The organism is Flavobacterium sp. GSA192, from assembly GCF_006386525.1.
GTDB lineage: Bacteria > Bacteroidota > Bacteroidia > Flavobacteriales > Flavobacteriaceae > Flavobacterium > Flavobacterium commune.
The window spans coordinates 359,031-380,635 of sequence record NZ_VAHC01000004.1 but is presented as its reverse complement, the minus strand read 5'-3'; the positions used below and the strand labels follow the sequence as shown (position 1 = coordinate 380,635).

The 21,605-nt window shown below is 34.7% G+C and carries 10 protein-coding genes and 1 tRNA gene; 8 read left to right on the top strand and 3 right to left on the bottom strand.

Features of this window, described 5'->3' with window-relative positions:
* The first annotated feature begins 40 nt into the window (after positions 1-40).
* A complete protein-coding gene (locus FDM27_RS10535) occupies positions 41-2,731 on the top strand; it encodes a reprolysin-like metallopeptidase (protein ID WP_140486321.1) in 2,691 nt (896 codons plus the stop codon).
* Between the two features lie 52 nt (positions 2,732-2,783).
* Here the strand turns inward: FDM27_RS10535 and pth are convergent, their stop codons facing one another.
* From pth to FDM27_RS10520, 3 genes are all read right to left on the bottom strand, one after another.
* Complete coding sequence (pth, locus tag FDM27_RS10530) at positions 2,784-3,410, bottom strand: aminoacyl-tRNA hydrolase (RefSeq protein WP_071184161.1); 627 nt, start codon at positions 3,408-3,410, stop codon at positions 2,784-2,786.
* 157 nt (positions 3,411-3,567) lie between these two features.
* The gene (locus FDM27_RS10525) at positions 3,568-4,176 is read right to left on the bottom strand and encodes a 50S ribosomal protein L25/general stress protein Ctc (RefSeq protein WP_071184160.1); all 609 of its coding nucleotides are present in this window, start codon (positions 4,174-4,176) and stop codon (positions 3,568-3,570) included.
* A 139-nt stretch (positions 4,177-4,315) separates the two neighbouring features.
* Positions 4,316-5,257, bottom strand: a complete 942-nt coding sequence (locus tag FDM27_RS10520; RefSeq protein WP_140486319.1) for a ribose-phosphate pyrophosphokinase — start codon at positions 5,255-5,257, stop codon at positions 4,316-4,318.
* Positions 5,258-5,545: 288 nt separating this feature from the next.
* Here FDM27_RS10520 and FDM27_RS10515 point away from each other — a divergent pair.
* The 7 genes from FDM27_RS10515 (at position 5,546) to FDM27_RS10485 (ending at position 21,593) form a co-directional block, all read left to right on the top strand.
* Positions 5,546-5,625 (top strand) — tRNA-Leu (locus FDM27_RS10515).
* A 517-nt stretch (positions 5,626-6,142) separates the two neighbouring features.
* Positions 6,143-9,262, top strand: a complete 3,120-nt coding sequence (locus tag FDM27_RS10510) for a glycoside hydrolase family 2 TIM barrel-domain containing protein (RefSeq protein WP_140486317.1) — start codon at positions 6,143-6,145, stop codon at positions 9,260-9,262.
* A 202-nt stretch (positions 9,263-9,464) separates the two neighbouring features.
* On the top strand, positions 9,465-13,535 hold the full coding sequence (locus FDM27_RS10505) for a response regulator (protein WP_140486315.1): 4,071 nt from the start codon (positions 9,465-9,467) through the stop codon (positions 13,533-13,535).
* Between the two features lie 67 nt (positions 13,536-13,602).
* On the top strand, positions 13,603-14,751 hold the full coding sequence (locus tag FDM27_RS10500; RefSeq protein ID WP_140486313.1) for a glycoside hydrolase family 88 protein: 1,149 nt from the start codon (positions 13,603-13,605) through the stop codon (positions 14,749-14,751).
* A gap of 401 nt (positions 14,752-15,152) precedes the next feature.
* Positions 15,153-18,368, top strand: coding sequence for a SusC/RagA family TonB-linked outer membrane protein (locus FDM27_RS10495; protein WP_083382051.1), 3,216 nt, complete (start codon positions 15,153-15,155; stop codon positions 18,366-18,368).
* A 37-nt stretch (positions 18,369-18,405) separates the two neighbouring features.
* Complete coding sequence (locus FDM27_RS10490; protein WP_083382050.1) at positions 18,406-20,376, top strand: RagB/SusD family nutrient uptake outer membrane protein; 1,971 nt, start codon at positions 18,406-18,408, stop codon at positions 20,374-20,376.
* A 20-nt stretch (positions 20,377-20,396) separates the two neighbouring features.
* Positions 20,397-21,593, top strand: coding sequence for a DUF4959 domain-containing protein (locus FDM27_RS10485; RefSeq protein WP_140486311.1), 1,197 nt, complete (start codon positions 20,397-20,399; stop codon positions 21,591-21,593).
* The last annotated feature ends 12 nt before the right edge of the window (positions 21,594-21,605 follow it).

Below are 21,605 nucleotides of genomic sequence, written 5' to 3'. Positions count from 1 at the left end.
TTAAAATGCTTTATTTTTGAGACTTAAATATTAGCTAGTCATGAAAATAAATAGTCTATTGGTGTTTCTTTTATTGTGGATTTCGGTTGTTCATGCTCAGGATAAGGAACCCTGGAAAAGAATCAATTCTTCAGCAACTATGACTACAGCTAAATTGTTAGGAAAATTAGAACCTAAAGATGTTGTTTTATTTCAGCTTGACGAAGCGGTTTTAAAAGCGAAACTTAAGCAACTACAGGACAAAGCGCTTTCAAAAACTTCGATGCAAATTACTGTTCCGAATGCTCAAGGGGTTTTGGAACAATTTAGCATTCATGAAGATTCTAATTTCGAAGCCGAACTTCAGGCAAAATATCCCGATATTCGTTCGTATTCAGGAAAAGGTATTACTGATCCTACGGCGGTTTTAAATTTCAGTATGTCTCCATTAGGAATGCAAACCATGATTAGCAGAAAAGGGAATCAGGTAGAATTTATTGAAAAAGACACCGAAAATAATGATGTGTATGTGGTTTTTGATTCTAAAAGTAAATTGAAAGAGCAGCTGCCTTTTAGTTGTACTACCGAAGAAGAATTGGTATTGACCCAAAAAATAAGCAATCAAACTGCTAAATTAGTGTCGAGTGATAAGAAATTCAGAACTTTAAAATTGGCGTTATCCTGTACAGGTGAGTATGCTAAATTTCATAGTGGCAGTGCCAGTCCTACTGTAGCAATAGCCTTGGCGGCAATGAATAATACAATGACCAGAGTGAATGGTATTTTTACCAGAGATTTGGCGGTAAAATTACTTTTGGTAGCCAATAATAATCTCGTTATTTATACTGATGCTACTACTGATCCTTATTCGGCATCAGATGCAGGTGTGGGTGATGAAGATACTGAAGGGCTTTGGGGGCCGGAATTGCAGAATAATTTAACAACTGTTATTGGTAGCGCAAATTATGATATTGGTCATTTGTTTGGTGATAGTGGCGGCGGTGGAAATGCCGGTTGTATAGGCTGTGTTTGCGAAGCCGGAAAAGGAAGTGCCTATACTTCGCCTTCGAATAATATTCCCAGAGGCGATGCTTTTGATATTGATTTTGTAGCTCATGAAATGGGACATCAATTAGGAGCAAATCATACTTTTTCTCATAAAATAGAAGGAAGTGGAGTAAGTGTAGAACCTGGAAGTGGCTCTACTATAATGGGTTATGCAGGAATTACAACCGATTATGATGTAGAACAACGTTCGGATGATTATTTTTCTTTTGTGAGTATTAGTCAAATTCAGGGTAATTTAGCAACAAAGAGCTGTCCGATAGTTACAACCATTAGTGCCAGTGAACCTGTGGTTAATGCCGGTGCCGATTATACGATACCTAAAGGAACGGCCTTTGTATTAAAAGGAACGGGAGGCTCATTGACAGCTTTAACTTATACCTGGGAACAAAATGATTCGGCTACATCAGCAGAGGGTGATGCAAGTGTTGCTTTGAGTACAAAGACTAATGGGCCTCTATTTCGATCTCTTCCTCCTGTAAGTACAACGGTTAGGTATATGCCAAGTTTTGAAAATGTTTTAGCCGGAAGATTAAGGAGCCGATGGGAGTCGGTTTCAGATGTAGCCCGAACACTTAATTTTGTGATTACAGCCAGAGATAATGCTGCCGAAGGATTGGCGCAAACTGTTTCAGACGAAATGATTGTGAATGTAAGTGGTACGGCAGGACCATTTGAGGTGACTTCTCAAAATATCGATAATTTAAGCTGGTTTCAGGATACCAATCAAACGATTAGTTGGAATGTTAATGGGACTAGTTCATTAGCGGGTGCTTCCAGGGTAAATATCAAACTTTCTACGGATAATGGGGTTACTTTTTCTACCGTTTTGGCTTCTAATGTTGCTAATGATGGATCCGAAACGATTACTGTTCCTAATGTTTCTTCCCGATTTTGTAGAATTTTGATTGAACCAACAGATAATATTTTTTACGCAGTCAATAGTAAAGCATTTGCAATAGGCTATCTGGTGGATTCTGATTGTCAGACTTATAATTTTGAAACATCATTTCCTTATGCTATTCCGGAGCAGGGTAATTTTGCTAATATTAATGTTACTGTTCCTTCTTCGGATACTTTTGTTTCTGATGTCAATGTAAATGTGGATATTTCGCATACCTATTTTTCCGATGTTCAAATGGAGTTAAGGAGTCCGCAGGCTACAGCTGTCAAATTGCTTTATAACGGTTGTGGAACTAATGATAGTAGTTTAAAAATTAATTTTGACGATGCCGGAGGTGATTTAGTTTGTGGGAATACCGCTTTGCAAAGTGTTGCTCCTTTGGGTGTTTTGGGTGATTTTAATGGCGAAAGTTCTCAAGGAGTGTGGTCATTGCGTATTCGTGATATTTTTACCAATGATACCGGTTTTTTGAATGCTGCTTCGGTTACAATTTGTACGCAGAACTATACCTTAGTACCTTATGAAGAAATAAACAAGGATTTAATAGTGAGTTCGATGGATAATGATGAAAATTTCAATGTAAAATACATTAGTACGACTTCTAATGATATTGAAATTTTAGTCTATGATACTTCGGGCAGAAGGTTGTTTGATGAAAAATTCCAAAACAACGGTGGTTTTGATCAGGATATTAAATTGCAAAATAAACCACAATCAGGAGTTTATTTTGTGACCTTGTTAGATGGTAAAATTAAAAAGACGGCTAAAATTATAATAAAATAAGGCACTTGTTTAAAATTGAAAAAGGCTGGAGAGAAAATTTCCAGCCTTTTTTTTATTTTCCGTTAAATGTTGTCATGGTATTTTCTAAGCCGGCTGTTCCAAAAGATTTAATGATTTCGGAAGCTATTTCTAAACGCTCCGGTAGTGCTTCTTTTTCCTGGTCGTTCCATTCGCCCAGTACATAATCTACTTGTCTTCCTTTTTTGAATTCGTCACTGATTCCAAAACGAAAACGAGTGTATTGATTGGTGTTTAGAACTAAATTGATGTTTTTTAATCCGTTGTGACCGCCATCGCTGCCTTTAGGTTTGATGCGGATGGTTCCAAAAGACAGGTTTAAGTCGTCAGTAATGACAAATATATTCTCCAGTGGGATGTTTTCTTTTTCCATCCAATATTGTACGGCTTTGCCGCTTAAATTCATGTAAGTATTGGGTTTTAAAAGAAAAAAGCTTCTTCCTTTGAATTTGTATTCGGCTAGTGAGCCTAATTTCACCGTTTGGAAGTCAAGACTTTCTTTTTTGGCTAAATAATCCAATACTTTAAATCCAATATTGTGGCGTGTGTTTACGTATTCGGCACCTATATTTCCTAGTCCTACGATTAGAAATTTCTTCATATAATCTGTTTTGTCTGCTGTTTTTGTTGGTGAAAACAACTGGTTGATCCATTTTAACATGCTGCAAAAATAACTATAAATTTCAATTACAAGGTTCAAATGTCAATTTCAATAATTAACTTATTTTGCATTGCAATTGATTTTGTGTTATTGACATTTGTTTCAAAAAAAAAGCACCAACCTTTCGATTGATGCTTTTTGTATGAGTGAAAAAAGATTATTTTTTCTTTCCTTTTGCAGGAGCTTTTGCTGCTTTTGCTGCTTCTTGAGCTGCTTTCATAGCCGCACGAGACATCTTCACCTGGCAAATAACTGTGTTATCTGGGTGCATGATTTTGAAGTCAGGTGTAGGTACTTTAGTAACATATAATTTGTTACCCATGTCAAGAGGAGTGATGTCAGCTTCAACGAAATCCGGTAGATTTTTTGGTAAAGCTTTAACTTTTAATTTACGGTTGTTGATACGTAAATCTCCACCTGCCATAACTCCTTTAGAGTTACCAATGATTTTTACAGGAACTTCAATAGTGATTTCTTTGTTGTCATACAATTGAAAAAAGTCAATGTGTAAGATTTTGTCAGAAACTGGGTGAACCTGGATGTCTTGTAAAATTGCATTGAATGATTTTCCTTCTAATTCGATCACAACTGTGTGAGCGTTTGGAGTGTAAACCAAGTTTTTGAATGCTTTTTCTTCTGCTGAAAAATGAACTGGTTGATCTCCTCCGTATAACACGCAAGGAACCGCTCCAGCATTACGTAAGGCTTTAGTAGCAACTTTGCCCACGCTTTCTCTTTCTGATCCTTTAATTGTAATCGATTTCATTTTAAATATTTATATAGTTATTAATTAAACTCTTTTTTTAAGTTCTTAGCTGTTAGTCCCAAGTCCTTATTTTGGACTCTGGTTCATAGTCTGATTCTTAGCTATTTGACTAAGGACTATGTACTAAGTACTTTTTTAGTTACATGATAAACTTTCCACTAATGGAATTGTTGTTTTGCACCATTTGCATTACTTCGGCAAAAAGTGGTGCGCAGCTTACAACTTTAATTTTGTTTGATGCTTTCTTTAAAGGAATAGAATCGGTAACGATTAATTCGCTTAATTTTGAATTCTCTATTTTTTCGTAAGCTCCTCCAGACAAAATAGCGTGAGTGCAAATAGCTCTTACGCTTAATGCTCCTCTTTCCATCATTAAGTCGGCTGCTTTTGCTAATGTTCCTCCTGTGTCAATCATATCGTCAACAAGGATAACATTGCGGCCTTTTACTTCGCCGATTAATTCCATAGTATCGATAATGTTGGCTGCTTTACGTTGTTTGTAGCAAATAACAACATCTGATTCTAAGAATTTTGAATAAGCATAAGCTCTTTTGGAACCTCCCATATCCGGAGAAGCAATTGTTAGGTTATCTAACTTAAGGCTTTCTACGTATGGTAAGAATATTGTTGAAGCAAAAAGGTGATCAACCGGTTTTTCAAAGAACCCTTGGATTTGATCTGCGTGTAAATCCATGGTCATAATTCTGGTTGCTCCGGCTGCTTCCAGCATTTTAGCAATTAGTTTTGCTCCAATTGGAACCCTTGGTTTGTCTTTTCTGTCTTGTCTTGCCCAGCCAAAGTAGGGCATAACAGCGGTAATGTGTCTGGCCGATGCACGTTTAGCAGCATCAATCATTAATAATAACTCCATTAAATTATCCGTGTTAGGGAAAGTAGAGCAAACAATAAATACGCGTAAACCTCTGATAGACTCTTCGTAAGAAGGTTGAAATTCACCGTCACTATAATGTGACATAGAAACTTTACCTAATGGAATGCCGTATGCTTCGGAAATTTTTTCAGCTAGATAGACACTTTGTGAACAAGCAAAAATTTTAGCTTCTGGTTCTTTTTGTGACATTTAATTTGTTGTTTTTATTCCGTTGCGCTCCATACAGCTTTGGCTTTGTCTTTTTTTAAAGCCAGATTATGTATAAATGCCTCGGGTGGAGTTAGTTAGTATATGCTGTTTTAACGAGCTGCAAATTTAGAAAATTAATTTGACTGTGAAAGTAAAATTTTAAGATTTTTTCTTAGAATGTTTAAGAATATTTTTTACATTTGCACCGTGTTAAAGAAAAGACATTTGGTCTTCGGATTAAATTTTCTTTATTGCGTTGAGATAATTGTTATTATCTCTGTCTGCTAAGCCCGGATGGCGGAATTGGTAGACGCGCTGGTCTCAAACACCTGTGGGAAACCGTGCCGGTTCGACTCCGGCTCCGGGTACAAAAGCCTCTTCGAAAGAAGAGGCTTTTTTTGTTTAAAACTGTATTTTGAAAAAGAATTAATCCTAACGCTTGTGGATTTCAAAATATCAGTTTTCATATAGAAGCGTTTCGAAAAAAGTGTTTTTTTTAGTTTTTGTCTTTTTATAATTAATTCAAAAAAAGTTATGATAATTGCTTTAAATAGCTCTGGTTAATGATTAATTTTTTAGATTAAAAGTTCTATTTGCTCTTGTACTTCTCGTGAGATATAAATAATATAAAATGCAATTAATTCGATATTCTGTATTTAAAAAGCGGTTTTTTTATTGTTTTTACTAATTTACCCCTTTTATTGTGCCAAATTAGCCCTCATGTCTTTTGTGGGGTTGTGTAAATTTGTAATCTGGATTTTTGTCATTCCTTATTTTAGCTGACTGTTTTTATTTTGGTTAATATTAGGATGGTTTTTTTAATGTGTTTTTAGGCTATTTTGGAATGACAATTTTCTATTTTATTTAAGAATCAAAAATAGTTAGATGAAAAAGGTTTTTTTAGCAGTTGTTTTGCTTTTAGGTGTACAGATTAATTTTGCCCAAACTAACGAATGGGAGAATCCTCAAATACTGGACAGAGGAAAAGAGGCAGGGAGAAGTTCTTTTCTTTTGTATAGTAATGCGGAAGAATTAAAAGAAAATAATCCTCAAAAATCAGTATTGTATCAAAGTTTAAACGGACTTTGGAAGTTTGATATTGTAAAAAATCCAACACAAAGACCGCAGGATTTCTTCGCAACCGATTTGGATGTTTCAAAATGGAAAGAGATTGCTGTGCCTTCAAACTGGGAAATGAAAGGTTTTGATATTCCTATTTATACTAATATTACCTATCCTTTTCCTAAAAATCCGCCTTTTATAGGTGGCGATTACAATCCTGTGGCAAGTTACCGTCGTAATTTCACTGTTGCTGATTCCTGGAAAGGCAAAGAAATCATCCTTCATTTTGGTTCTATTACAGGTTATGCCCGAGTGTTTTTGAACGGAAAAGAAGTAGGAATGACCAAGGCTTCTAAAACTCCGGCCGAGTTTAATATTACTTCTTTTTTGAAAAAAGGAGACAATTTAATTGCAGTACAAGTATTTCGTTGGCATGATGGAAGTTATCTAGAAGATCAGGATTTTTGGAGATTAAGTGGTATTGAGCGTGATGTGTATTTACAGGCAATGCCAAAAACTACTGTTTGGGATTATTTTGTAAAAAGTGATTTAGACAATCAATATAAAAACGGAATTTTTAATCTGGATGTTACTTTAAAATCTTTCGAAAATAATAAGATAAAAAATCCTGCTGTTAAAGTAGAATTGTTTGACAATGATGGTAAAGTTGTTTTCTCGGAAACTAAAAAAGTAGGTTCGAAAGAATTAAAAATTAGTTTTCAAAAAACAATAGAAAACGTAAAGCAATGGAATGCTGAAACGCCCAATTTGTACCGATATACAATCACTTTACTGGATAATAAAGGAAAGGTGTTAGAAATTATTTCTAAAAAAACAGGTTTTAGAAAAGTAGAAATCAAAAACGCTCAATTATTGGTTAATGGCAAAGCGATTTTAGTAAAAGGAGTGAATATTCACGAGCATGATGATGTAAACGGACATGTGCCTAACAAGGATTTAATGATAAAAGACCTTCAGTTAATGAAGCAATACAATATCAATTCAATTCGTATGTGTCATTATCCACATGATACTCATTTTTATGATTTGTGTGATGAGTATGGATTTTATGTAGTTGATGAAGCTAATATAGAAACGCATGGGATGGGAGCCGAATGGCAAAATTGGTTTGATCAGAAAAAACATCCGGCTTATTTGCCGGAATGGGCGCCGGCACATTTAGACCGTGTCAAAAGAATGTTTGCTTTCGATAAAAATCATCCTTCGATTATTATCTGGTCTTTAGGAAATGAATGTGGAAATGGTCCTGTTTTTTATGATGCTTACGACTGGTTGAAACAGGTGGATTCTTCTCGACCAGTTCAGTTTGAACAAGCCGGCGAGAATAAAAATACTGATATTGTGTGTCCAATGTATCCAAGTATTAAAAGCATGAAAACTTATGCTGAAGCCGATAAAAAACGTCCGTATATTATGTGTGAATACTCACATGCTATGGGGAATAGTAGCGGGAATTTCCAGAAATATTGGGATATTATTCATGGTAGCAAACACATGCAAGGAGGTTTTATCTGGGACTGGGTTGATCAGGGAATGAAAACCAAAAATGAAAAGGGAGTAGAATTCTGGGCTTACGGGGGTGATTTAGGAGGAGCTAAATTACATAATGATGAAAATTTCTGTGCTAATGGATTAGTTTCGGCTAACAGAATTCCGCACCCGGGTTTGTTAGAAGTTAAAAAAGTGTATCAGGACATTCAATTTCAATTGAAAAATGAAAAGGATTTAGTGGTTAAAAATTATTTCAATTTCACCAATCTTTCTGATTATAATTTTAAATGGGAATTGATTAAAGATGGGCAGAAAGTAAAAGAAGCTACATTCAATTTGGATGTAAATCCTGAAGAAACTAAAGAATTTCATTTGGATTTAGGAGCTTTGGATTCTAATTCAGAGTACTATGTAAATGTGTTTGCTTTTTCAAAATACGATGTTCCTTTGGTTGCAAAAGGGCATGAAGTTGCCAGAGCACAATTTGCAATCGGTAAAGGAAATTATTTTCAAAATACTGTTGCAGTTTCTAAAAGTCCGGCTAAATTGAAGTATTCTGAAAAAAATAAAGTGCTTTCTTTTGAAACAGAAAACGTTAGCGGAGCATTTGATTTGCAAAAAGGAGAAATTGTGAAATATGCCTTGAAAAGTGATGCGAATACTATGATTTCTAATTTTCCAACACCTTATTTCTGGCGAGCTCCAACGGATAATGATTTTGGAAGTGGTATGCAAAATAAACTGGTTGTTTGGAGGGAAGCTCATAAAAATCCAACGGTGGTAAGTATTGATTTGGATAAAAAATCTACCGAAGGATTGTTGATTAAAGTGGTTTACAAATTGGCTCAGGTTGAAGTGCCTTATACGGTGAATTATCTGATTCAAAATGATGGAAAAATAAAGCTTACAGCGTCAATTGATATGGCAGGGAAAGATTTGCCTGAGTTGCCTCGTTTTGGAATGCGTTTAAAATTAAACGGAGTTTATGATAATTTGAATTATTACGGAAGAGGGCCTTGGGAAAATTATTCTGATAGAAATACAGCTGCTTTTATGGGAACTTATTCGGATAAGGTGATTAATCAATATACCAGAAATTATATTCGTCCACAGGAATCAGGATATAAAACCGATGTTCGCTGGTTGACATTGAAAAATGATAAGGGGCAAGGATTGAAAATTGAAGGAATTCAGCCTATTGGTTTTAGTGCATTGAATATCCCAACAGAAGATTTAGATCCCGGAAAGCGTAAATCGCAGCGTCATCCTTCTGATTTGGATTTGAATTCTAAGGAAGCAGTTTACCTGCATTTGGATTATAAGCAAAGAGGTGTGGGTGGCGATGATAGCTGGGGAAGTTTGCCGCATGATGAGTATCGATTATTGGACAAAAAATATACTTATTCGTATATAATTTCATTAGTTAATTAATTTAGTGGTTTTTTTTTGTGTTTATTTAGAGAACCTATGATATTTATTCATAGGTTTTTCTACTTTTAGGGTGTTTAAACCACCGCTCTTTTTTTAACGCTGATGTAAAGGATGTTTGAGCGAACCCTAAATTTGAATTAAAAAAATATTCCTAACCAACTAACCAAAGTGTATTTTGATAAATAGAGTGCTACTGTTTTTAATGCTTTTAATCTCTTTTACGATTAATTCGCAGCGTGTACCTAAGTTCCTTGTTTCAGGTTATAGCCAGGAAAAGTATGACATTGGATACATTGGTATTGAAAATGGATTGGCTAATAATGCGGTAACTTCCGTTTATAAGGACAAGAGAGGTTTCATGTGGTTTGGAACGTATGATGGGATTAGTAGGTTTGACGGTTATGGTTTTTCCAATTACAGAAATGAACCGAATGATGCCAATTCGTTAATTAATAACAGAGTTGTTAGTATCTGTGGAACACAAAATGAGATTTGGGTTGGTACAAAAACAGGTTTGAGTGTTTATAGTTATTTCACTAACCGGTTCAGTGCGAGGTATTGTGTGAATCCTAAAACGGGTAAAAATGAGTTAATAAGTATTGCAATCAATGCAATTAAAGATTATAAAAGCAAAATATATATTGCCAGCGCAGGTAGAGGTTTGCTTTGTTATTCGGATAAGGATAAGAAAATTATCCAGATTCCACTTTATATAAACGGTAAATTACAATGGGATTATCATCTTCAAGGAATTGATTTTGATAAATCAGGGAGATTATGGGGGTTTATTCAGGGTGCAGGACTTGTAACGATGGAGTTAAACGCAAAAAAAATTACTGTAGTTTATCCGGATGTTTTGAGTGGAGGTTGTGTTTTTTATGATGGATTTTCAAATGTTTGGGTAGCAATTGATGGAGGTTTGTTAAAATACAATACGTTTGATAAAACGCATCGAATTTATACCAATCAGGAAATTAGATATCCTATAGCTGATTTAATGTATAAACCCGATTCGAAAGAACTTTGGATTGCTACTAATGGTAATGGTATTGTAAAATACAATTTTACTTCGGATTCTTTTTCGTTATTAAGTACAAGTTTGAAGAATGAAAAGTTAAATAGTAATGCTATTTCGTCTTTGTATTTTGATAGTGAAAATCGGGTTTGGATTGGTACTTTAAGAGGAGGTGTCAACAGGTTTGAAAATAAAAAAAGTCCTTTTTCGACCGTTTCTAAAAATGAAAAAACAAGCAATACTTTGCCAAGTGATTTTATCTTGTCGTTGTGTGAACAGGATGGCAATCATCTATGGATAGGAACTGATGGTGGCGGAGCCAGTTTGTGGGACAGAAAGAATAATGTTTTTACTAATTATTCTTATAATCCAAGTGACTCTAATTCGTTGGCAAATAATTTTGTTTCGACAATTGTAAAAGATGCCAAAGGAACCTGGTTTGGCTCTTATGGAGGAGGAGTTTGTCTATTTAATTCTCAGACCCAAAGTTTTAAAAGATATCAGCTTTTTAATCTGAAATATAATATTATCCAAAAAAACATCTGGGTACTTTTTCATAGTAAAGACGGAGTTTTGTGGGCAGGTTCTCCGGATGAAGAGGGATTGTACCGTTATAATGCAACTATTGATCAATTTGATTTTGTAGATGCAAAAATTAGCGGAATCATTTCGATGACACAGGATTTTCAGGAAAATCTTTGGTTAGGAAATTTTACAAAATTAATTAAACTCAATCCAAAGACATTGAAGCGTCAGGAAATTGAGATTAAATATCCTGTGCGATCCATTGTTTCCATTTCTAATACCAAAATGCTTGTAGGTACTGAGGGAGGCGGTTTAATGATTTTTAATCCCCAAACTTTGGAGAGAAAATTTTTAACCCAGGCTGATGGAATTCCAAATAATTCGGTTCTAAATATAATTCGGGATAAACGGGGAGTCTATTGGTGTAGTACTTATAATGGTGTTTTTGTATACAACGCTGCTAACGGAAAAATAACCAGTTACCATGATGCTGACGGACTTCAAAGCAATCAGTTTAATTACAATGCGGCACTCAAGCTTTCTACGGGGGAAATCGTTTTCGGAGGAATTAAGGGATTTAATATTATTGATACCAAAATAAATGCACAAATTCATGCTTTCCCCAAACTGGTAATTACTTCGATAAAAGTAAATAACAAGGCTATAGAGGAATCGGGCGTAACCACTTTTGGAATTGATGAGCTAAAACTTCCGTATGATGAGTCGATGCTGAATATAGAATTTGCAGCATTAGAGTACAGTTTGCCTGAGAAAATATCTTATGCTTATTTTCTGGAAGGTTGGGATTCCCAATGGCATTATGTCGATAATATAAGAAGTGCCAACTATTCAAGATTAACAGAGGGCGATTATACTTTAAAAATTAAATCTACAAATGCAGAAGGGATTTGGAATTCTAAAATCATTTCGTTGCCCATCACTGTATTGCCACCTTGGTACAGAAGTTCCTTGGCTTATTTCCTTTATTTGTTAGCTATTGCTTTTGTGATTTATGTAGTTGATAAATACCAAAGAAAGCAGGCTCAATTAAAGTATGAGGTGCAGCTTTCACAGAATTTAGCCAAACAGGAGAAGGAATTGAACGAAAAAAAGCTAACCTTTTTTACCAATATTTCTCATGAATTTCGGTCTCCTTTGACAATGATTATCAATCCACTGAAAGATATTATTTATGGCGATAAGCAGCAAATAGATTCCGGAGCTATAGAAATGGTGTATAGCAATTCCCGAAGATTATTGAGTTTAGTAGATCAGTTGTTGCTTTTTAGAAAAACCGAAACCGAGACCGGAAAACTCAAAATTGCTAAAATTGATATTGTTGAATTGGCTAAAGAGGTTTTTAGCTGTTTTGTACATCATGCCAAAACTAAAAAAATAGACTATAGCTTTAGTATTTCTGAAGAATCAGTATTTGTTTATGCCGATCGGGAAAAGATAGAAATGGCTTTGTTTAATTTGATTTCGAATGCCTTAAAATTTACCGAAAAAGAAAATGGTGCGGTTGCGGTTCAGCTGCGTTGTGTGGCTAATGAGGTTGTTATAAACGTAGTTGATAACGGTGAAGGAGTTCCGGATGCTGATAAAGACAAAATATTCAATCTGTTTTATCAATCGAATAAAAACATTAAAAACAATCGAAAAGGATTTGGTATCGGACTTTATTTGGTAAAACAATTTGTTAATCAGCACCATGGAAGGGTGAGTTGTGCAGATAATGAAAATGGCGGAGCTACTTTTGAAATTAGATTGCTTTTAGGAAAAGAACATTTTGGCGATATTGAAATACGGGAAGATTTAAGTGACAGAACTTTGTTTTTAGAAGAATTTCTACAGGACAAAACATTAGAGGAAGATGTTTTAGAAGATAATCAAGAATCTGAAATTACAGAAGACTTAATAAAAGATGCCAAAAGCATTTTAGTTGTGGACGATAATCCTCAAATAAGAAATTATCTAAAGAAAATATTAGCGCCTAAATATAGCGTTGCAGCTGCCGAAAGTGCCGAAAAAGCATTGGAAATAATTAGAAAAGTGCAGCCGGATTTAATTATTTCGGATGTGGTAATGGGCGATATGAATGGTGTGGCTTTTTGTAAACATGTCAAATCTGATGAGGAGTTAAAACACATCCCGATAATATTGCTTACCGGAGGAACTTCGGAAGAGGTGAAACTGAAAGGTGCCGAAGTAGGTGCTGACGATTATATTACAAAACCATTTGATAATGATTATTTGTTGGCGCGAATTAACGGGATACTTAGCCGACGTGATAGTGAACAGAATTATTTGCTTAATTCTGTTACTAAAAATGTTGTAAGTTCAAAAATATCCGATGAGGATAAGAAGTTGATTGATAGAATTGTTGAGGTGATTGATGCTAATTTAGATCAAGAAAATTTCAATGTGCAGGATTTGGCTCTTGAGTTAGGGATGAGTCATTCATTGGTTTATAAAAAAATCAAAAAAATTACTGGTAAGTCGGTTTCAGAATTCACAAGAAGTGTGCGTTTAAGAAAAGTGGCTACTTTGTTAATTACAACCGATTTGCAGATAAGTCAGGCAGCTTCATTGGCGGGTTTTGGTGATATTAAATATTTTAGAAAACAATTCCAGCAGTTTTATGATATGAATCCTTCGGAATTCAAAAAGAAGTATCAAAATGTGAAAGATAATAAGTATATATTGAATGAGAGTTTCTGGAAATCAACTTGATCTTTTTCTTGCAAATTTATACATTGACTGATTGAAAATAATAAAATAATAATCTAATCTATAACCAATGAATTTTAAAAAAACACTTTTGGTGCTGATGACCGCTATAGCAGTTGTTAGTTGTAAAAGTACCGCAGTAAAACAAGGAGTAACTATAAAGCAATCTAAAAAAGAAGTAATTGCTATTATTGATAAAGTAAACAGTCATTGGCAGGATTCCCACCCGGAATTAGGTAACGCTTTCTGGAATGTTGCTGCTTATCATACCGGAAATATGGAAGCTTATAAAGTAACTAAAAACAAAAAATATCTGGATTATTCTATGGCTTGGGCTGAGAAAAACCAATGGATGGGAGCTAAATCTACAAATAAATCCGAATGGAAATACAATTATGGAGAAACCGATAAGCATGTTTTGTTTGGCGATTGGCAAATTTGTTTTCAAACTTATATTGATTTGTATAATTATACAGGAAAAAAAGATGCTCATAAAATTGCCCGATCCCGTGAGGTGATGGAATATCAAATGAGTACCGCAGCTAATGATTATTGGTGGTGGGTTGATGGATTGTATATGGTAATGCCGGTTATGACCAAGTTGTATAAGTTAACGGGGAATGAATTGTATCTTGAAAAGTTACATGAGTATTTAACTTATGCTAATAGTATTATGTATGACGATGAGGCAAAATTATATTTCCGCGATGCAAAATATGTTTACCCAAAACATAAAAGTGCCAATGGAAAGAAAGACTTTTGGGCCAGAGGAGACGGATGGATTTTTGCAGGCTACGCCAAAATTATTCAGGATTTACCAAAGAATGCCAAACACAGACAAGAATACATCAATCGCTTTAAAGATATGGCTAAGTCATTGGCAGCAGCCCAACAAAAAGAAGGCTATTGGACCAGAAGTATCTTAGATGCAGAACATGCTCCGGGACCGGAAACTAGCGGAACGGCATTTTTTACTTATGGTTATTTATGGGGAATTAATAACGGAATTTTAGATGAAGCAACCTATTTGCCTGTCGTGGAGAAATCATGGAATTATTTAACTCATTTTGCTCTTCAAGCAGACGGTACAGTTGGCTATGTTCAGCCGATAGGCGAAAAAGCCATCCCGGGTCAAGTTGTCGATAAAAACTCCACTGCTGATTTTGGTGTAGGTGCTTTTTTATTAGCAGCTTCAGAGATGTTCCGTTTTGTGAAATGATTTGATTGAATTTTAAATAATCTAAAAAAAGCGGTCTCTTTTCAAATGAAATGAGACCGCTTTTCTTTAACTTTTATTTGGGATTAGAATAACTCATAGGTGATTTTTTCTGTTTAGGTGACTTCTTAATTAATTGATTATTGCGTAAAATTATTCTTGTTTTTTTATTGTAGATGTAAAAACAAGCTGTTTTTAATTGTAAAATACTAATTTACCCCTTTTTTAATGTGGTATTTACCCCCTCTGTAAGCATTCTGTTCCATTAGATTTGTAATGTGAATTATATGTTAATATTAGATGAATTATTCTTTAATAGATTTCTAAGAACGATAATGATTTACACACTAACAAACTATTAATTAACCAAAAAATTACAAGCAAACATGACAAAATTTATTAGGATGAAAAAGGTTCCTGATTGTGCATCTGGATTTGATTTGAGAAAGAAACTCACATTGTTTTGTGTATTGGCTTCTTTTTCACAGGTGCAGGCGTATGCGATTAATTATGCAAGTGAAACAGGACTTCAAAAAGTGCAACAACAACAAAAAAGTATCAGCGGACAAATTAATGATGAAAATGGGATGCCGCTTCCTGGAGCAACCGTTTCGATAAGAGATACTAAAATAGGGACTATAACCGATTTTGACGGGAAGTTTACTTTGAAGCTAGATGCTAATTCAAAGATTTTAGTAATTAGTTCTATTGGTTATCAAACACAAGAATTGCCTATAGGTAATAAAACGGATTTTAAAGTTTCATTAAAACCAAGTTCAGAAGGATTAGAAGAGGTAGTTGTTGTGGGATTTGGAACTCAAAAGAAAGAAAGTTTAGTAAGTGCCATTACTACCATTCCGGTTGGAGAAATTAAAGGACCTTCAAGTAACTTAACGACAATGATGGCGGGAAGGGTATCAGGGATGATTGCTTATCAAAGAAGCGGAGAACCAGGTGCTGATAATTCTGATTTCTTTATTCGTGGTTTAGGGTCTTTCGGAGCAGGAAAAGTAAATCCGTTAATTTTGATTGATGGAGTTGAATCTTCAACTACAGATATGGCACGCTTACAGCCAGACGATATCGAAGCTTTTTCAGTTTTGAAAGATGCTTCGGCAGCCGCTATCTATGGAGCTCGTGGTGCAAATGGAGTAGTATTGATTACTACTAAATCAGGTAAGGCCGGTAAATTGAAATTTAGATTTCGTCAAGAAAATAAGCTGTCTAGTAATACCAAAAATTTCAAATTTGCGGATAATATAACGTATATGAATTTGGCTAATGAGGCTGTTTTAACCCGCAACCCTATTGGTGTTTTGCCATATTCCCAAGTTAAAATAGATAGAACTGCTGCCGGCGCTGATCCTATTTTATACCCTAATAATAACTGGATTGATCAATTAATAAAAGATTATACTTTTAACCAAGGATATAATTTGAGTGTTAGCGGAGGTAGCGATAATACACAATATTATGTGGCAAGTACTTATAATATTGATAATGGAGTGTTGAAAGTGGATAACTTGAATAATTTTAATAATAATATTAAATTAAGAAATTATTCCTTTAGATCTAATGTTAATATTAAGCTGACTCCTACTACAGAAGGGATTATTAGGTTTTATGGTCAGTTTGATGATTATACAGGTCCTATTGGTGGAGGAACGGGATTGTTTAATAGAGCAATTTGGTCTAATCCGGTAGCTTTTCCAGCGGTTTATCCATCTAAATATTTACCTTACATTGACCATCCTTTATTTGGTGGAGCTGTTGCAGGTTATGGAAGTACTACCTTATTAACGAATCCTTATGCAGAAATGGTAAGAGGATATCAAGTAAGTAAAGCTTCTACGATTCAGACTCAATTGGAATTGAAACAAGATCTTAAAGGAATCACTCCGGGTTTAAGTGCAAGAGCTATGGGGTATGTTAGAAGATATTCTTTCTATAATCTTTCAAGACAGTACAATCCTTTTTATTACAATGCCACAATTAATCCGGATACTGATGAGGTATTTTTAAACTTGTTAAATCCTGGAGGTGAAGGTTCTATTGGTATTCCAGGTAGAGAATATCTGGATTATAACGAAGGGCTTAAAAATCTTAGAGCAGAAATTTATTTTCAAACTGTTGTTAATTATAATAGAACCTTTAATGAGAAACATGATGTTGGGGGAATGTTAATTAACATTTTGCAAAATTTTGAGTCAGGTAATCCAGGAGGCCTTCAGTCTTCATTGCCTTCCAGAAACTTTGGACTTTCAGGGCGTTTTACTTATGCTTATGATAAGAGATATTTAGCTGAATTTAATTTTGGATATAATGGTTCGGAACGTTTTGCTAAAAATAATCGATATGGATTCTTCCCTTCATTAGCATTAGGATATGTAGTTTCTAATGAAAAGTTTTTTGAACCCTTACTTGATGTAGTGAGTAATTTAAAATTCAGAGCCAGTTATGGATGGGTTGGTAATGATCAAATAGGGAATCCAAATGATAGGTTCTTTTATTTATCTGAGGTTAACTTGAATAATGGTACATACGGAGCTAGTTTTGGAGATTTGAATGGTTATTACCGTAACGGTGTTTCCATTTCAAGATATGCTAACGATAAAATTAGTTGGGAACGTTCCAAACAAATCAATATTGGAATGGATTTGAAGTTATTTAATTCTATTGATATTGTAGTAGATGCATTTATGCAGACTCGTTCTAATATTTTACAAACTCGTTCTAATATTGGTTCTACTTTAGGGCTTGCTGTAACACCTGCAACCAATTTTGGAGCAGCAGAAAGTAAAGGTCTGGATATGTCTATCAATTATAATAAGCATTTTGGTGATGATTGGTTTGTAAACTTAAGAGGGAACTTAACTTACGCTACAAGTAAAATATTAAAATATGATGAGAATTATTATCCGCCGGAATTGGATTATTTGTATCGAAAAGGAAATTCGATTGCCCAAAATTATGGGTACATAGCCGAAAGGTTATTTGTTGATGATCAGGAAGCAGCCAATTCGCCAAGACAATTTGGAGTTTACGGAGGGGGAGATATAAAATATAGAGATGTAAATGGTGATGGAGTAATTTCTGCATTAGACAGGGTGCCGATTGGGTATCCAACATCACCGGAAATTATTTATGGTTTTGGTGGGACACTGGGTTATAAAAAGTTTGATTTAAGCTTGTTTTTCCAAGGTTCAGCACGTTCCTCATTCTTTATTAATCCGCAAAATATTTCTCCTTTTGTTACTAATGGAGGAGCTCAAAATGGATTGTTAAAAGTAGTTGCTGATGATCATTGGTCTGAAGATAACAGAAACTTATATGCTTTTTGGCCAAGATTGAGTGATACATTCATTGAAAATAATAATCAAACATCAACATGGTGGATGAGAAACGGAGCGTTCTTAAGGCTTAAAAGTGTTGAGCTAGGTTATAATGTATCTAAAGAATTTTTAGATAAGTTTAAAATTTCAAGCTTGAGATTGTATGCTAATACAATGAATCCTGTAGTATTTAGTCAATTTAAATTATGGGATCCTGAAATGGGAGGTAATGGTTTAGGGTATCCTATTCAGTCAACCTATAATTTTGGAATATTACTTGATTTGTAATGTGTGAATATGATAAAGGCATAAAAAAATAATAATCATGAAAGAAAATAACACAATAATAAATAGATTAAGAAAATCTATTATACCAATAGCATCATCATTTATCACCTTGTTTGCTGTAGGTGCATGTTCAAGCGATTTTTTGGATGTGATACCAGATAATGTGGCAACTATCGATAATGCTTTTAAGCTAAGAAACGAAGCGGAGAAATATTTATTTACTTGTTACTCTTACCTTCCAAAAGATGGGAGTATCTATCACAATCCTGCATTTTTAGGTGGAGATGAAATGTGGATTCCTTATAAAACGTCTATTACCAGTGATGTGTTTGAAATAGCAAGAGGTAGTCAAAGAAGAGCGAATCCTTATTTTAATGTATGGGATGGGAATTATTCAGGAGGTGGTCCTGGTGATAATTATAAATTGTTTATAGGGATACGTCACTGTAATATCTTTTTAGAAAATGTTACCGATGAATCAAAAGTTCCAGATTTAACAGCAGTTGAAAGACAACGATGGATTGGAGAAGTAGAGTTTTTAAAAGCATATTATCATTTTTATTTATTGAGAATGTATGGGCCTATTCCTCTTATGAAAACGAACATTGCCATTGATGCTCCAGAAGATCAAATTAATGTTAAAAGACAGCCTGTTGACGAATGTGTGTCTTATATTGCTGAATTATTGGATATGGCAACGGAAAAATTGCCTGAGGATAATACGCTTGTTCCAACAACAGAAGCCGGAAGAATAACTAAGACTATTGCTTTAAGTGTTAAGGCTAAATTATTGTTAATGGCCGCGAGTCCATTATTTAACGGGAATAATGATTTTTCAAGTTTAGTAAACAAGGATGGTACTCCTTTATTCAATGCAACTTATGATGCTAATAAATGGGAATTAGCTGCTGATGCTGCTTTAGCTGCAATTGAATCTGCAGAAACTAATGGTAAAAGTTTATATGTTTTTCCACAATCTCCATTTGCACTTACGCCAGAAACCATGACTCAAATGAGTATTCGTCAGGCGGTGTGTGAAAGATGGAATTCCGAGATTATTTGGGGGAATTCTAATAGTCAGACTTCAGATATACAGAGGTTAGCGATGCCTCCGTTAGATCCGGCACACAATCATAATGATGCCAGAAAAATTTTATCTCCACCAATTAAAATGGCCAGAATGTTTTATTCTAAAAATGGAGTGCCAATTAATGAAGATAAAACATTAGACTTTTCAAATGATACTCAATTAAGAGTTGCAACAAATGCTGAGCGTTTTAATATCAAAGAAGGTTTTGTTACCGCAAGAATTAATTTTGACAGAGAATCTCGTTTTTATGCGGATTTATCTTTTGATGGTGGGGTGTGGTACAAATACGACAGCCCTTCTAAATCAGATGATGGAACGGTGTGGGGATTGAAAGGTAAGTTTGGTGATCCAGCTGGAGCTTCGCATTCATTCCACATGAATGTTACGGGTTATTTTGTAAAGAAATTAGTGGATTGGAATCAGATTACTTATACAACTGGAGGTTCGTTCTATAAAGGATATGCCTGGCCTGAAATACGTTTAGCAGATTTATATTTAATGTATGCAGAAGCATTAAATGAGTCAGAAGGACCTTCTGCAACAGTGTATGAGTATTTAGATCGTGTTAGAGAAAGAGCAGGATTAGCAGGAGTGGTAGAATCTTGGGCTAACTTTTCTGCAATACCAACTAAGCCTTCTACACAAGCAGGACTTAGAGAAATTATTCAAAGAGAACGATTAATTGAGTTAGCATTTGAAGGACATCGTTTTTGGGATTTGAGAAGATGGAAATTAGCTGCTCAAAATTTAAATGCTCCAATTACAGGTTGGAATGTAAAAGGTACTGATCAAACATCTTATTATCAGGAAGTAACAGTGTCGCAGCAACAGTTTATTGCTCCTAGAGATTATTTCTGGCCAATACCTGAAGGAGCAATGATTCAGAATCCAAACTTAGTTCAAAATTTAGGATGGTAATTTTAAAAAAAGATTTAGTTATGAATTGGAAAATAGTAAATAGAAGCATTTTTGCAACAATGATAACTTTGTTTATTATCAGTTGTGATCAAAATAATTTAGAGCCTTTAGAACATAATTCGACACCTCCAGGAGAGGTTGAGAATGTTACTGTGGAGAATTTACCAGGAAAGGCTAAATTAACGTATAGCTTGCCATCTGATCAGGATTTATTGTATGTGAAAGCAGAATATACTCTTGCTACTGGAAGGAAAATGGAAGTCAAATCTTCGTATTACAATAATACACTTACGGTAGAAGGATTTGCAGATACTGATGAACATGATGTTAAATTGTATGCTGTGAATAGGAGTGAAACTGTTTCTAAACCGGTTGTTGTGAAAATCAAACCATTAGAAGCAGCAATATGGGATGTTTACAGGAGTATTCAAACAGGTTCAGCTTTTGGAGGAATTTATGTTACCGGTAGTAATCTTACGCGTGAGAATCTTTCAATCCTGATTATGCAAAAAGATGTGAAAGGGGATTGGGTTGTCAATCCCAGAAGTATTTATACTTCGACTGATGTAATTAATAAGACGATAAGAGGATTTTTGTCTGTTGAGCAAGATTTTGCTATTACAGTTAGAGATAGATGGTTAAATACTACAGATACTATATTTACAAGTATAACTCCATTAGAAGAATTCACCTTACCTAAATCTGGATACAAGCATTTTCCATTACCTGGCGATACAAAAACACATCCAACAGCAATTCCAGCAGGTATGTGGGATGGAAATATTATGGACTGGCCAAAAGTATTTTTGACAGATGGTGCTGTACCAGGTCAGCACGTTGTAACAATTGATACTGGTGTATTGAAAAGGATGAGTCGTATGGTTATTTGGGATTATCCGGAATATTATAATGGAAGAACGTATTATTATACCGGAAACTTAAAGGAGTTTGAAATTTGGGGTTCAGCAAATCCTAATCCAGATGGAAGTTTAGATGGGACATGGGTTAAGCTAGGTACTTATAATGCAACCAAACCTTCAGGGCTTCCATTTGGAGAACAAACCGCAGAGGATTACAATACCGCTGTGGCTGGATTCAGTTGGGATTTCGATGCTACAGCACCTCCAATAAGATATCTGAGAATTGTTTCTATTAAAAACTGGGGAGGAATTGGAACTATGGCAATTGGTGAGATTCAGGTTTATGGTGCTAATTAATTTTTAACGATA